Origin of the sequence: Hahella sp. NBU794 (genome assembly GCF_050749805.1) — a bacterium.
Classification (GTDB): domain Bacteria; phylum Pseudomonadota; class Gammaproteobacteria; order Pseudomonadales; family Oleiphilaceae; genus Hahella.
Genome location: NZ_CP192738.1, coordinates 5,412,315 through 5,426,470 on the forward strand (window position 1 = coordinate 5,412,315; position 14,156 = coordinate 5,426,470).

12 protein-coding genes are annotated in these 14,156 nt (G+C 56.4%); 7 read left to right on the forward strand and 5 right to left on the reverse strand.

Annotation, left to right across the window (positions count from 1 at the left end; translation table 11 throughout):
* Positions 1–8: 8 nt before the first annotated feature.
* From ACQYWX_RS23540 to ACQYWX_RS23555, 4 genes are all read left to right on the forward strand, one after another.
* Positions 9–1,313: a YeaH/YhbH family protein gene (locus tag ACQYWX_RS23540; protein WP_216735631.1), complete on the forward strand. Its 1,305-nt coding sequence runs from the start codon at positions 9–11 to the stop codon at positions 1,311–1,313.
* Positions 1,306–2,871 (forward strand): SpoVR family protein, encoded by a 1,566-nt coding sequence (locus ACQYWX_RS23545; RefSeq protein ID WP_216735630.1) that lies wholly within the window; start codon positions 1,306–1,308, stop codon positions 2,869–2,871. Before ACQYWX_RS23540 ends, ACQYWX_RS23545 begins: the two co-directional genes overlap by 8 nt.
* Before the next feature lie 33 nt (positions 2,872–2,904).
* On the forward strand, positions 2,905–3,399 hold the full coding sequence (locus ACQYWX_RS23550; protein WP_431686529.1) for an NUDIX domain-containing protein: 495 nt from the start codon (positions 2,905–2,907) through the stop codon (positions 3,397–3,399).
* A gap of 236 nt (positions 3,400–3,635) precedes the next feature.
* Positions 3,636–5,963, forward strand: coding sequence for a hypothetical protein (locus ACQYWX_RS23555; RefSeq protein ID WP_431686530.1), 2,328 nt, complete (start codon positions 3,636–3,638; stop codon positions 5,961–5,963).
* Between the two features lie 19 nt (positions 5,964–5,982).
* Here the strand turns inward: ACQYWX_RS23555 and ACQYWX_RS23560 are convergent, their stop codons facing one another.
* Complete coding sequence (locus ACQYWX_RS23560) at positions 5,983–6,780, reverse strand: substrate-binding periplasmic protein (RefSeq protein WP_253938157.1); 798 nt, start codon at positions 6,778–6,780, stop codon at positions 5,983–5,985.
* Positions 6,781–6,926: 146 nt separating this feature from the next.
* Between ACQYWX_RS23560 and ACQYWX_RS23565 the strand changes: the two genes are divergently transcribed.
* On the forward strand, positions 6,927–7,796 hold the full coding sequence (locus ACQYWX_RS23565) for a CHAD domain-containing protein (protein WP_431686531.1): 870 nt from the start codon (positions 6,927–6,929) through the stop codon (positions 7,794–7,796).
* 181 nt (positions 7,797–7,977) lie between these two features.
* Here ACQYWX_RS23565 and ACQYWX_RS23570 read toward each other — a convergent pair whose 3' ends face one another.
* The 4 genes from ACQYWX_RS23570 to ACQYWX_RS23585 form a co-directional block, all read right to left on the reverse strand.
* Positions 7,978–8,832, reverse strand: coding sequence for an ABC transporter permease (locus ACQYWX_RS23570; RefSeq protein ID WP_279507733.1), 855 nt, complete (start codon positions 8,830–8,832; stop codon positions 7,978–7,980).
* Between the two features lie 11 nt (positions 8,833–8,843).
* Entirely contained in the window at positions 8,844–9,704 is an 861-nt protein-coding gene (locus ACQYWX_RS23575) for an ABC transporter permease (RefSeq protein ID WP_216738523.1), read from the reverse strand.
* Between the two features lie 9 nt (positions 9,705–9,713).
* Positions 9,714–10,844 (reverse strand): ABC transporter ATP-binding protein, encoded by a 1,131-nt coding sequence (locus ACQYWX_RS23580; RefSeq protein WP_431686532.1) that lies wholly within the window; start codon positions 10,842–10,844, stop codon positions 9,714–9,716.
* A gap of 169 nt (positions 10,845–11,013) precedes the next feature.
* Positions 11,014–12,084 (reverse strand): extracellular solute-binding protein, encoded by a 1,071-nt coding sequence (locus ACQYWX_RS23585; protein ID WP_431686533.1) that lies wholly within the window; start codon positions 12,082–12,084, stop codon positions 11,014–11,016.
* A 206-nt stretch (positions 12,085–12,290) separates the two neighbouring features.
* Here ACQYWX_RS23585 and ACQYWX_RS23590 point away from each other — a divergent pair, with 206 nt between their 5' ends.
* Both ACQYWX_RS23590 and ACQYWX_RS23595 read left to right on the forward strand, forming a co-directional pair.
* The gene (locus tag ACQYWX_RS23590) at positions 12,291–12,665 is read left to right on the forward strand and encodes a hypothetical protein (RefSeq protein WP_279507730.1); all 375 of its coding nucleotides are present in this window, start codon (positions 12,291–12,293) and stop codon (positions 12,663–12,665) included.
* A 125-nt stretch (positions 12,666–12,790) separates the two neighbouring features.
* On the forward strand, positions 12,791–14,086 hold the full coding sequence (locus ACQYWX_RS23595; protein ID WP_431686534.1) for an NADH:flavin oxidoreductase/NADH oxidase family protein: 1,296 nt from the start codon (positions 12,791–12,793) through the stop codon (positions 14,084–14,086).
* Positions 14,087–14,156 lie beyond the last annotated feature (70 nt).

Here is a 14,156-nt window from a genome sequence, read left to right on the forward strand (position 1 = left end):
GGTCCATTATGGGTATGACCCACATCATCGACCGTCGACTCAATGGCAAGAATAAGAGCGCTATCAATAGACAGCGCTTCCTGCGCCGCTATCGCGAGCACATCAAGAAAGCGGTGGCGGATGCGGTCAATAAAAGGTCCATCACCGACATTGACCGCGGGGAGAGCATTTCGATCCCCAGCAAGGATATCGGCGAGCCGACGTTCCGACACGGTAAGGGTGGCCGGCGTTCCGTCACCCATCCCGGCAATAAAGAGTTCGTCACCGGAGACAGCATCCCACGGCCGCCAGGAGGCGGCGGTGGAGGCGGCTCCGGTCAAGGTAAAGCCAGCAACCAGGGCGAAGGCATTGACGACTTTGTTTTTCAGATCTCCCAGGAAGAATTTCTGGACTTCATGTTTGAGGATCTGGCCCTGCCCAATCTGGTGCAGAAGCAACTAAAAGACACCTCTAACTACAAATTCGTCCGCGCCGGTTACACCACTCACGGCACACCGGCCAAAATCAACGTCATTCGCAGTATGCGCGGCGCTTACGCCCGCCGTCTGGCCCTGTCCGGCAACACCCGCAAGAAAATTTCCGACATGCAGGAGCAACTGGAAGCGCTGAAACGCACGCCGGAAACCCCTGACCCCGTATTCAGCAAAGAAGACCAGATCCGTGCGCTGGAAGAGGAGATCAAACGCCTGAAAGGCCGCGTACAGCGGATTCCTTTCATTGATGAGATCGATATTCGCTATAACCAGCACGTCAAACAACCACAACCCGCCACTGCGGCGGTGATGTTCTGCCTGATGGACGTGTCCGGCTCCATGAGCCAGACCCACAAGGATATCGCCAAGCGCTTTTTCATCCTGTTGTACCTGTTCCTGAAGCGCAATTACGAGAAGATCGAAGTGGTGTTTATCCGTCACCACACCAGCGCCAAAGAGGTGGACGAAGAAGAGTTTTTCTATTCACGGGAAACCGGCGGCACCATCGTCTCCAGCGCATTGCAGATGATGCGGGAGATCATGGAGGCGCGCTATCCCACTGACGACTGGAATATCTACGCCGCGCAAGCCTCCGACGGCGACAACTGGAACGACGACTCCCCCCGCTGCAGCAAACTGCTGGCGGAGTCCATCCTTCCCTACGTGCAATATTATTCTTACATCGAAATAACGCCCCATGAGCATCAGATGCTCTGGCATGAGTATGAAAAGCTCACCGAAGCCTTCCGGGAACGCTTCTCCATGCAGCAAATCATGGATGTAGGCGATATTTACCCGGTATTCCGCAAGCTGTTCCAAAAGCAGGTGGACTATGCCTGAAGCGATTGAACATACCGAAGCCGCTCCGCCTGCGGGTCGCAGGCCTATATCCGAAGGTTCCGAGTGGACCTTTGAGCTGATCAACCGTTATGACGAAGAAATTCGCAAATGCGCGGAAGAGTTCGGGTTGGACACCTATCCCAACCAAGTGGAGATCATCAGCGCCGAACAGATGATGGACGCTTACTCTTCCGTGGGCATGCCAGTGGGATATCACCACTGGTCGTTCGGCAAGCAGTTCCTGCAAACAGAGAAACTCTACAAACGGGGCCAGATGGGTCTGGCCTACGAGATTGTCATCAACTCCAACCCCTGCATCGCTTATCTCATGGAGGAAAACACCGTGATGATGCAGGCGCTGGTTATCGCCCACGCCTGTTATGGGCACAACTCCTTTTTCAAGGGCAATTACCTGTTCCGCACCTGGACTGACGCCAGCGCGATCATCGATTACCTGATCTTCGCCAAAAACTACATCGCCCAGTGCGAGCAGCGGCATGGCGTCGAAGCGGTGGAGCAGATTCTCGACTCCTGCCACGCCATCATGAACCATGGAGTAGACCGCTATAAACGCCCGGCGCCTATTTCCGCCGCGGAAGAAGAGCGTCGGCAACGGGATCGGGAAGAGTACATGCAGAAACAGGTCAACGACCTGTGGCGCACCATTCCTTCCAAACAGGGAGAAAAAGAAGCCCAAAAGACACGTCGTTTTCCCTCCGAGCCCCAGGAAAATATCCTTTATTTCATAGAGAAGAACGCCCCTCTGCTGGAGCCCTGGCAACGGGAGATCGTGCGCATCGTGCGCAAGATTGCGCAGTATTTCTATCCACAACGCCAAACTCAGGTTATGAATGAAGGGTGGGCCACTTTCTGGCACTACACCCTGCTTAACACACTGTACGACAAAGGACTGGTGACCGACGGCTTTATGCTGGAGTTCCTGCAAAGCCACACGTCCGTGGTGTATCAGCCGCCTTTCGACAGTCCCTGGTACAGCGGTCTCAACCCCTATGCGCTGGGCTTCGCCATGTTCCAGGACATCAAGCGTATATGTCAGGAACCCACGGAAGAAGACAAAGCCTGGTTCCCGGATATCGCCGGTTCAGACTGGCTGGAGACGCTGCACTTTGCGATGCGCAACTTCAAGGATGAGAGCTTCATCCTGCAGTTCCTGTCGCCAAAAGTGATTCGCGACTTCAAGTTCTTCAATATCCTGGACGACGAGATGGACAGCGAGTACCACGTCACCGCCATTCATGACGACAACGGCTATCGCGCCGTGCGCGAACAATTGGCGCGGCAGTACAACCTGAGCTATCGCGACCCGAATATCCAGGTATGGGATGTAGACGTGCGCGGCGATCGTTCGTTGACGCTGCGGCATACGCCCTTTGATCGCGTTCCTCTGTACGAGAAGGACGTATATGAAGTGCTGCGTCATGTCCACCGTCTATGGGGCTTCGACATCCACCTGCATTCCGTGGACGGCGAGGTTACACTGCGCAGCTTCAGTTGCCCGCAACATGGCGAAGATGACGAGGACGATTCTCATGACTGACGCCGCCGACAGGCCCGCCTGGAGCCGGCGGCCATGAACTTCCATTTCTGTCCCCTCTGCGGCGAAAACCTCACTACCCGGCAGATAGACGGCAAAGCGCGGCGTTGCTGCGCTTCCGACGGCTGCGACTATGTGCACTGGGACAACCCCACGCCGGTCGTGGCGATGCTGGTGGAGCACGAGGGCGACATCATCCTCGCCCGCAATAAAATCTGGCCGCAAGGCATGCTGTCCATTCAAACCGGTTTTCTGGAGTCTGGGGAGTCGCCTGAGCGCTGCGCCTTGCGTGAAGTCTCCGAAGAGCTTGGATTGAACGGAGAAAGCGCCAACTTTATCGGCTATTACGCCTTCCATGAGCAGAACCAACTGATCCTGGCGTTCCATGTGCGCTGCAACGGAGAAATCCAACTGGGCGACGAACTCGCCGAGTACAAGCGCATCCCGCCGGAAAAACTCAAACCCTGGAATTTCGGCGCCGGTCTCGCGGTGCGCGACTGGTTAAGCAAGCAGGGATTGCTGGCGCTCTAACAACCCTCTTTCGCATCACTCTTTTGAACACTCCATATCGGCGGGCCTTAAGCCCGCCTTTTGTGCGCTATGAATCACTGACCCGTCACTAACGTCATATTTTTACAATCCCGCCGTTCTCGCCCTCCCTATCATTGGAAGCGCTGAAACCCAATCGAGAGATCGTTCACTAGCCGGCGGCGACTGGCTGAGACATCGACGATTGATATCTTCATTGCTTAATTTAGGGAATCATTATGCAAGCACGCTCTTATAAAAACGCGGTTGGACTACCGCTGAAAATACTTGTTTCATCCATGCTCCTTGTCGGCCAGGCTAGCGCAGACCAGCTGACCGACTTCTCCATTCCTGTGGGAGAGGGCTTCTATAAAGACGTCCTGATCGACGGCGGTCCCGGTATAACCGCGTCCCCCACCAGACACTTCGAGTCTCTGGGATTGTCCTATGAAAGGCTCAGTTATAACGCCTACGACATTTTGACCGGTGAAGTGGACGAGGAAGACAGACAAGAGTTCTTAGAAAAATTCACCGGCTCGGATATCGACCTTAACGGCCGTCTTCTGTATCCCGATGGAGCTCCCCGTTATCGCATGTTGAATATCGGCGCGGCCTCATTCTTGCGCACCTCAACAACACCGAGCGGCGGTAGCGTGCACATGGGCATACTCAACGAAACCTGGAATCCCGTTCAACGTAGCGGCGCCCAGAATATCCGGGACTTTGTGAAAAACGGCGGCGGGTATGTCGGCTTTTGCGCCGGCGCCAGTATGGCGGGATCTTCCGTACACGGACTGCACTTATATCCTGGTCAAACCTTGCCTTTGCCTGACTCCTCGGAGACGGTATACCTGACGAGCAGCCTTACCGATGTTCTCGGATTTAGGGAGGTTCCGTATGTTATGAGCAAAGGCGGTGGTTACATATATAAATCACAGTCCAACCAGTATCCTGAAGGCGTAGAAATCCTGGGGCGGACCGACCGATATCCAGCAGTCTGGAGCTGGCATGACCCAGGCAATCCTCATAGTGGAACCTTGGTGCTGAGCGGCCGTCATCCTGAACTTAGCCTTGAAGAAAAAGCCGAGGAATTGACGAAAGCCATGTATGCGCTGGCGATCAAAGGCAGTCTGGACGGGAGCTATACGCCCCAAGTGCGCATCAAAGGCGATCTGGAAAACGGTCGCACCCGCTATATGGATGAGAACACCGGGTACTACGACGCCAGCCATATCAAGATCGGCGACAAGCAGTATCACCACTTCAAGATCAACGTTGAAGATCCGCGTAAGAAGTACCTGACCATTGAGCTGAACGGCGAGTATGGCTACGACTTTAACCTGTACCTGAAGAAAGGCGAGCCCGCCTTCGCCAGCAACGCCGATGTGGCGCTCACTGACGTCGGGAACTACAAGACGCTGCAGATCGATAATCTGACTTACGGGGAGTGGTACGTCAGCGTTGAAAACGCCACTTCTGTCACGGCGGACCGTTCCACTAACTCGGAATATTCCGGTCAGTTGGACGTGCTCAATGGCGTCGCCTACGACATTACCGCCACCTGGGACAGAGAACCGCCCTGCCCCACCAGCATCAGTGACGTCAGTGCGGCGAATCCGGCTTTCGTTGGACAAAAGCTGCCGATCAGCTGGCGCGCCGAGTGCTTTGACGCAGGCAGCTACGCTACCGTAGATCTGGTCAAAGCCAGTAATGAAGCCAAAATCAAGACGATCACCTCCAGTGGCGGCCTTAACAACGGCGTCAACACCCTGGTCTGGAACGCGACCTACAACCAGGTGGGCGAGTACAAAATCCGCGTCAGCGACAACCTGAACTCGGGTAAAGAGAGCCTGAGTCCTGCTTTTGAGCTGAAAAAGCCGGAAATGATGATCGTCCCTCCTGTTTCTTTCGGAGAGAAGCTGAGCGTGATCTGGCGTTGGACTGGCGAGAGCAGTCATGTAAGCCTGGATTTATACCAGGGCAATACTCTGGTCACCAATCTTACGCCCAGCTACGCTCAGAAGAGTGGAACCAACTCGCTGGAGTTCGCCGCGACCTGGACCTGGAAGCCGGATGTAACCTACAAAGTTCGCATCAGAACCCGGGATCGCGCCAGCAACCTGGCGCTGTTCAGCCCTGAATTCAAACCGACTCTTAGCTCGAAAGTGACGGTTGATGGATTGGACGTAAACAGCGCCGGCGTAGGTGAAGTCATGCTGGACGGATGCAATCCCGGAATGAAATGCAGCCGCACGCTGACGTTCGCTAACCAGGGCGGCAAGAGCGCCAACCTCGCGCTGCAACTCAGCTATGTGGATGAGATTATCGCTAAAAGAAGCTGGGGGGCTTACGGCCTGTCGTCGACTTGCATCAGCAACGCCAGTAACGGCCAATACGCCATGCAGTTACCTCCCGGCGGCGCTTGCGACGTCGACCTGACCTACTCCTGGCCGACAGGCATTTCCAACGCCAGAGGCGGATACTTATCCATGAGTTCTTCCGACAGCGAGATTGAGCTGCCTTCCCCAGGACAGAAAGGCGTGCTGCTCTGCGCGGACTGTCGCTAACCTTACTGACACGCGGCGCCTAAGGCGCCGCTTTTAACAACTCGTCTGTCGGCATCTGAGTATGATGCTTGTCGTAAATTTTCCTGATCGCCCCTTCTTTCCACATCTCCGACAGGTTTTTGTTGAAGTTCGTCATAATGCTCTCCGCATCAGGACGTCGGCGGGAAATGATGAGATGCAGCCCGTTGACCTGCAAAGGCTTGGACAGCACCCGAAAATGCTCAGGGTCTCCAAACAGACGCTCAATGGTGGAGCGCCCCACTCTCACTCCGATCGGCACCAGATGCACCCGCTTGCTTTCCAGCAATTGAAAACAGGTTTCCAGGTCATTGGGAGTCCAGAGTCTGACGACGTCCTTATCCAGCAACGGTTGGACGCTCTCCAGGCTGTAACCCAGGGGACGGCAAAGCACCAGTCCGGCAAGATCCTCATCGCTCGTATACTTGATTTCCTCGTCGCGACGAACGAAGAACAGCTCCACTGTCACATACAAAGGGGAAGAAAAGTAAAACGCGTCCACGCGGTCACGGTCTTTGACATAGGGGAATGTGCCCAGCACGTCGCCGGCTTCCGCCAGGCGAAACCCCCGGTTCCAGGGCAGGTACTCTATTTTAACGCCTGCGCCGCTGCGCTCCAGAACGGCTTGAATAATCTCCGTCACCAGTCCGCCATTAGGCAGGTCTTCCCCACTGAAAGGGGGATAAGAGTCCTTTCCCGTCACCAGGGTATATTCCACCGCCTCGGCCCAGCCGCTGAGCAGAATCAGGCATAAGGCGCATCCTAAAGCTTGGCGCGCCCTTGTCAAATACAACGACATTTAGCCGGCTCCGTTGGTCGGTCTCAGGGTCTGAGAAGAAATACCTTAAGTATAGTCTCATGCAGACAGCCCGCCACGCAGGGTGCTATCGTTGCCTTGGGGACGCTTTTAGGAACTATTCGTTTAACTCTGGAAATCAAACTCTTATGCGTTATCAGACGCGTTTCGACAAGCCGCTGGAACAGGAGTTACAGCGCTATCTGGAGAGCCTGATCAATGACCTGGCGCTGGAACTGATCAGAACCCGTTTCGACTTTGACTCCGCCGTGCACAACGCCCGCAAGCTGATCAAGGAGCTGCGCGCACTGTTGCGACTGCTCAAGCCCGCCTGCCACGAAGCCCACGACGACCTGCTGCAAACCCTGAGGACTACTGCTCACGCCCTCGCGCCCTATCGCGATTGCTTCGTCATGCTCAATGCCTGGACGAGTTTCGCCGCCTCTTTGCCTTCACACCCGGATATCGACAAAATCAGCGCCCTCATTCAGGAAGAGGCCGAGCGGGTTCCAGCGCCTGATCGAGAGCACACCCAGAAGCTACTGCAAGAAACCAACTGTGAGCTTTTGAAGCACAAAGACCTGCTGCAACAGCGCCCCTGGTCCGCCGAGATTGACGCCGACTGGCTCAGCTCGCGTCTGGCGCGCCTCTACAGGCGAGGACAAAACGAGTTCCAGCGTGTGCAGGGCGGCATCGACGCAGAAGATCGCCACGAGCTGCGCAAACGCCTGAAAGATCTGATGTATGCGCTACGCGTGATCAAGCCCGCATGGAACAAATCCCTGCGCCGTCTTCACAATGGCCTGAAGAAAGTCACCGAAGGTCTGGGCGACGCCAACGACCTGAATCTGCTGGAGCATGCCGTTGCGGATACAGACGTCAGCGGTCGCGAACAGATACGCCTGGAATTGTGCGCCGCACAGCAGGCGTTATGGGAAAAAGCGGACCAGCAGGCGGCCCGACGTTTCGCCGACACCGACGCAAAATTCAAAGACTTGATACACAAGCGGATTTCCTGAGCTGTCACATCCCTGCAACGATCACCGCCTACACTGACTCCAACAGTGGCCGGAAAGGAATTCCACGCGGTTCGGCCACTGAAAAGAAGGCTCTGTAAAACATTCGGCTTCCTTAAACAGCGATCACCAAGTTTTAGAGCGACATTCAGGCTGCCTTTGCAGCCTTTTTTTATGCCTTTGCTCACTCTTCCTTACGACGCACGAAGATCGACAACGCCGCCAGTCCGCCGGAGCCCGCCATCAATAACAGAGACACCGCATTCAACACCGGCGTTGAACCTTCCCGCAGGCGGTCGAACATGGCGATGGTCAGAGGCGCGTCCGATCCCACCAGCATCAGAGTGGTGTTGAAGTTTTCGAAGGACATCAGAAAACTGACGATGCCGGCGCCGACCAGCGCTGGTTTAAGGAATGGCAGCGTAATGGTGCGCAATACGTCAAAGTGCGACGCTCCCAGATTCAGCGCCGCCTCTTCCAGACTGACGTCGAACTTGCGCAGGCGCGCGGAGATCACCAGAGTGGCGATTGTCGTGATGAACGCAAATTGCCCGATCACCACCAGAACCAGCCCCGGACGGAGCGCTTCCAGGTCATAGGAAAAGGTTTCCTCCACCCAGTTGGCGATGCTGCTGCTGAACACCAGCACCGACACCCCCAGAATCACTCCAGGAATCACCAGTGGCGTCAGCATCAACACATACAGCAGATTTTTACCGGGAAAGTCATGTCGCTCAAACAAGAATGCGTTACAGGTGGCCAACGCCAGACTGACGACAGTGGTGCACACCGCCACCTGTAAACTCACCAGGATGCTTTCCAACAGCTCAGTATCGTGAAAGATGCCGAGCTGAGGCGATTTTTCTCCCAGAAACCAGCCCAGCGTCGCGCCTTTCCAGGGCATCGCCGGAAACAGGGAATCATTGAACGCAAACACCGCCACCACCGTCAGCGGGGCAGCCAGATAAACAAAGAACGCCGCCACATAGGCGTGATAAGCGCCGCGAAAATAGCGACTGGACGGAATTGAGGCCAGCATAAAAAGGCTCCTTAGCTCATCACTTTGGTGAAGGACTGCCGCGACAGACGCAACCCAATCCAGACAATCAACGAAGACAGGATCAGCAGCAATATTCCGAAAGCGGAACCCTGCTCCCAGTTAAATCGAGTAATGAACTGGGTGTAGATCTGTTCGGTGAACCAAAGGCTGTCTTTACCGCCCAGCAGGGTCGGCGTCAGGTAATTGCCCAGGGTGAGCATGAACACCACGATGCATCCGCTGACGATTCCCGGCGCCGCATGGGGAATCACCACATCGCGCATGACCCGCCAATGACTGGCGCCCAGGTCATAGGCGGCCTCAATCAGACTGTCGTCGAGGCTGTCCAGCGTCGACACCAGCGGCACCACCATAAACAGCATGGAGGTATACACCAGCCCGACCATAATGGTGGCGTCCTGGTACAGCATCTCCACCGGGCCGTCTACCCAGCCCAGCCATTGCAGCAGGGAGCTGAGCACACCGGTTTCCCGCAACAGGATCATCCAACCGTAGGTTCGCACCAGTTCGCTGACCCAGAACGGCACCAGACACAACAGAAACAGCAATGGCCGCAGTCTGCCTCGCGCCACCTTGGCGATGTAAAAGGAAATCGGAAATGCGATCAGCAGGGTCAAAGCGGTCGCCATGATCGACATCACCGCCGTACGCATGAAGGTGCGCCAATACAGGGGCTCCGTAAAAAAGGCGGTGTAATTACTCCAGCTGAACGCATAGGTCCCGGCGGACACGCGTTCACGCAGAGAGATCATCGCCATGTCCACATGAGGCAGCGCAATCAGCAGCGTCAGCCACAATAGAATCGGCGTCAGCAGCAACGCCAGTCCGAATTTGAAGTGTTGGGGTTTCATGGCGCCCCCCTACACTGGAAAACAGCTACATTGGCCAGCCGCCCAGGACAACAGCACTCGCTGCCCTTTGCCAATATTGTGAAACATTGGCGTTTGCGGCAGCGCCACGGAAATGGACTCGCTGCTGTGATCCAGGCTCACCTGCACCTGACTGCGGGCGCCATCGAACAACACCGCGTCCACCACGCCGCTGAAGCAGTTTTCGCCTCCGCGACCGGCTCCCGCATCGCCGTGAGACGACGCAGAGGCTAACTCAATTTTCACCGCCTCAGGCCGTAAGTAGACTTGCGCCTCCTGTCCCTGCTGCAGATTTTCCAGCGCGCCCTCCACACGAAACTGCAGCCCGCTCGCAGTGCGAATCGCCGCGCCTTCTGAGTCACGACTGACCAAGGTTCCGCGCCAGCAGTTGCTATCGCCGACAAAGCTGGCGACAAAGGCCGTATCAGGCTGGTAATACAGTTCCTGCGGCGTGCCTACTTGCTCAAAACGCCCTTTGTTCATCACCGCAATATGGTCGGACATCACCAGTGCTTCGGATTGGTCATGGGTGATATAGACAAAGGTGGTCCCGAATTTTTCCTGCAGATGCTTCAGCTCTACTTTCATCTGTTCGCGCAATTTCAGGTCGAGCGCGCCCAGCGGTTCATCCAGCAGCAAGACGTCCGGTTTCAGCACCAGACAGCGGGCGATGGCGATACGCTGTTTTTGTCCCCCGGACAACTGGTCAATGCGCTTGCCGCCGGAATCCGGCAATCCCACCCGCGCCAGCATATCCTTCACCGCCGTCTCAATCTCATGACGCGGCGCTTTTCTTCGCCGCAAACCATAGGCCACGTTTTCCGCCACCGTCATATTAGGGAACAGCGCCAGATGCTGAAACACCATATTCACCGGTCGCTTGTTCGGCGGCGTATCCAACACCGAGCGCCCCTTGATGAGAATATCCCCCGCATCAGGCTGCTGAAAACCCGCCAGCATGCGCAACAAAGTGGTCTTGCCGCACCCGGAAGGGCCGAGAATGGAAAAAAAGCTGCCTTGAGGTATTTGGAAGGAGACGTCGTTCACTGCGGTAAAAGCGGCGAAATTCTTGCGGACGTTGCGACACTCAAGGTCGAAGGAAGTCGTGACTGGATCGGACATAGGCGTACTTACACACTGAAGTTGGTCGGCGCATGGCGACAGCGGGCGCGCCCAACGACCATGTCATCAACCGGGCTCGCCTTTGTCGACCTCGCCAGAAAGAAAGCAACCCGCCACGATACAAACGCATCGTGGCGGGAGTTTTGTTATGACGACAGAGTAACGGAAGTTACAGTCTGGCGGCTTTCACCCGATCCAGAACTTTGCCTTCCATCTCTTCCAACCCGGGAGGAACCGGTGGGTACCATTTGATGTTATCCACGGCTTGCGCGGAAAAGCTTTCCTGGAACTGCTTTTTGAGGGTGGCGTTGACATATTCGTCGCTGCCTTTGGATGCCGTGAAGTTGCCGGCGGATTCGGTGATTTTCGCCGCGATTTCCGGACGCATCACGAAATTGATCCACTTATAGGCGGCGTCTTCCGCTTTGGTTTTACGCGGCAGCGCAAAGGTGTCGATCCAGCCCAACGCTCCAGATTTCGGCGCTACGAAAGTGACGTCCGGTATTTCGCTGTTCAGTTTCCAGCCGCCGGAATCCCAGGCCATGGCCGCTTTGACTTCGCCGGAGCGAATCAGGTTGAGCAGGTCGTCGCCGCCGCTCCAGTAGGTTTTCACCGCGCCTTTGCAGGAAATCAGCTTTTCTTCGACTTTATTCAGAATGGCCTGATATTTGTTTTTGTCGTTGTAGGCGGAGAACGGGTCCTCGCCCATTGCGAAGGCGAATCCGATCAGCGTCGGACGCTTCAGGCGGTAGGACACGTCGCCGTTCAGGCCGGCGGCGCAGAGGTCGGTGTAGTCAGCCACCGCAGGCGCGCTTTTACGGTTGACGATCAGACCGCTGGTGCCCCAGACGTGAGGAACGCCGTACACTTTGCCGTCCAGCTGCGTGTTCTTGCGGGTCGCTTCCAGCATGGAGGGAATGAATTTGTCAGCGTCGATTTTAGACAGGTCGATGGGTTTGTAGATGTTGAAGTCCGCCTGGGCGCTGGTGACGCGATCCTGGCTCGGCTGCGCCAGATCGAATCCGGAGCCGCCGGTGGCGCGCAGTTTGGAGATCATATCTTCATTGTTGGATTTGGTGACTTCCACGTCGATGCCGGTTTCCTTCTCGAACTGCGCCACCACTTCATCCGGAGCATAACCGCCCCAGGTCAGCAATCGTAAAGTTTCAGCATTGGCGACACTACTTGCCAAAGCGCCGATTAATAACGTCAGGGATGCTCTCTTAAATACTTTCTTCATGATCTTTCCTTATTTCCCAGTAAAGCGCGGGACAAAAGACCCCGTCGCCGATTCAGGTCAGCAAACCACGTCAACCTAACAGTGTCATATGACTGAAATATGACAATTTATAGATGCTCACCCACTGACGCAATCCCTGAGGAAGCGTGCTAAAATTATACGTTTTGTGATACTGCGATCTTTTATTGATCGCCAACACGATTGTTATGCTCAGCGAAGACTTCGATATTATCAGCGCCCGCCTCGCCGCCGACGCACTCAAACAGGTGCTGGCCGCGCGCACCCACAAGAAAAAAGTGTGGGGCCAAGTGATCGTCAGGCCCGGGCAATTGGGCGACGCGCTGCGCCTTCCCACCATCACCTCCGAATTAAACAGCAAAGTCGCCGTTCGCCGCGAACGCGGTCTGGAAAGTTTTCAGGCGCTTTGGGACACCCTTTCCGAGCATACCCGTCAGGCCGTGCTGCACAGCATCGGCTGGTATGATCCGAAAAATCTCAGCTGGGACGACAAACGCTCTAACCGACGCCCGGTCAACAGCAACGAGACGCCGGAAGGCGCCGGCAACAACGACGCAGGATAGTCTCCACCGCGCCTCCGGATACTGGCGCCTGAACGCATTTGCGGTTATAAACTTCATGCCGCCGATGCATCGCTGCATAACCAGAGCGGCGTTTCAATTTCAGATCAGGTTGTCAGGAGCCATTCATGTCCCTCGCCATTGCTTCAACGCCCACGCCCGCCGTCGCCGCGAATATTGCCTCGCCGCTGACCTTGCCCTGCGGAGCCGTGATTCCCAACCGTATCGCCAAATCAGCGATGACTGAGGGACTGGCCGACGGCGATGACCTCCCGACGCTGCAGCATAACCAGCTTTACCAACGTTGGGCGGAAGGCGGAGCCGGACTCCTGATCACCGGTAATGTCATGGTGGATCGCCGCTATCTGGAGCGTAGCGGCAACGTAGTGCTGGAGAATGCCTCCTCCCTCTCCCGCTTTCGTCTGTGGGCGGAGGTGGTCACCGAATGCGACATTCATCTGTGGATGCAGCTCAATCATCCGGGACGACAATGCTCCCGATTCAGCAATAGCAAGCCCGTCGCGCCCTCCGCCGTGCAATTGCGCATGGCGGGTAATTTCGCCATGCCCCGCGCCCTGCCGGGCAGCGAGATCAAAGCGATCATTCGGCGCTTCGGCGTCAGCGCCGCCCTGGCGCGAGAGGCGGGCTTCACCGGCGTGCAGATACACAGCGCCCATGGTTACCTGGGCAGCCAGTTCTTATCGCCCCTGACCAACCAACGCAAAGATGAATGGGGGGGGGCCCTGGAGAATCGCGCCCGCTTTCTGCTGGCGACCGTGGCGGAGGTCAGAGCACAGGTCGGCGCCGATTTTCCCGTGGCGGTGAAACTGAACTCCGCCGACTTCCAGCAAGGCGGCTTCGCGATTGAAGAATGTGTAGAAGTCGCGCGCTGGCTGCAGCAGGCCGGCGTGGATTTACTGGAGCTGTCGGGCGGCGCTTACGAGAACCCTGCGTTCCTGGCCACAGAAAGCGACAAGCGTCCCGCCGGAGCATGGCGTCGGGAGGCGTTTTTCCTGGAATACGCGGAAGCGGTCGCCAAAGCGGTGACGACGCCGTTGATGGTTACAGGCGGCTTCCGCAGCCGTCCCGGCATGAATGACGCCATCGCCGCCGGCGCCACACAGATGATCGGCGTCGCCCGCCCCTTCTGCACGGACCCGGACTTCCCCAGCAAGCTGTTCGCCGGCGCCATCGCCCGGACGCACCCGACAGAGAAAGAGCTGGCCCTGGCCGGCTATTGGGGACCGCAGAGTCCGTCCAAACTGGTGCGGGCGCTGAATAATCAGGCTCAGGCGGCCTGGTATTATCAGCAGATTCTGCATCTGGCCAACCGCCGTCAACCGGATCTCAACCTGGGACTTGTCGGCGCGCTGCGCAGTCACCTGCTGAATGAAATGCGCCACTCGCTGCGCCGCTCAAGGTAACCTGCTTAGCCGCTGTAATTTAACGACTTTCAACCGCTTTTCCGATCCAGATCATGGATGAAAGCGGCAT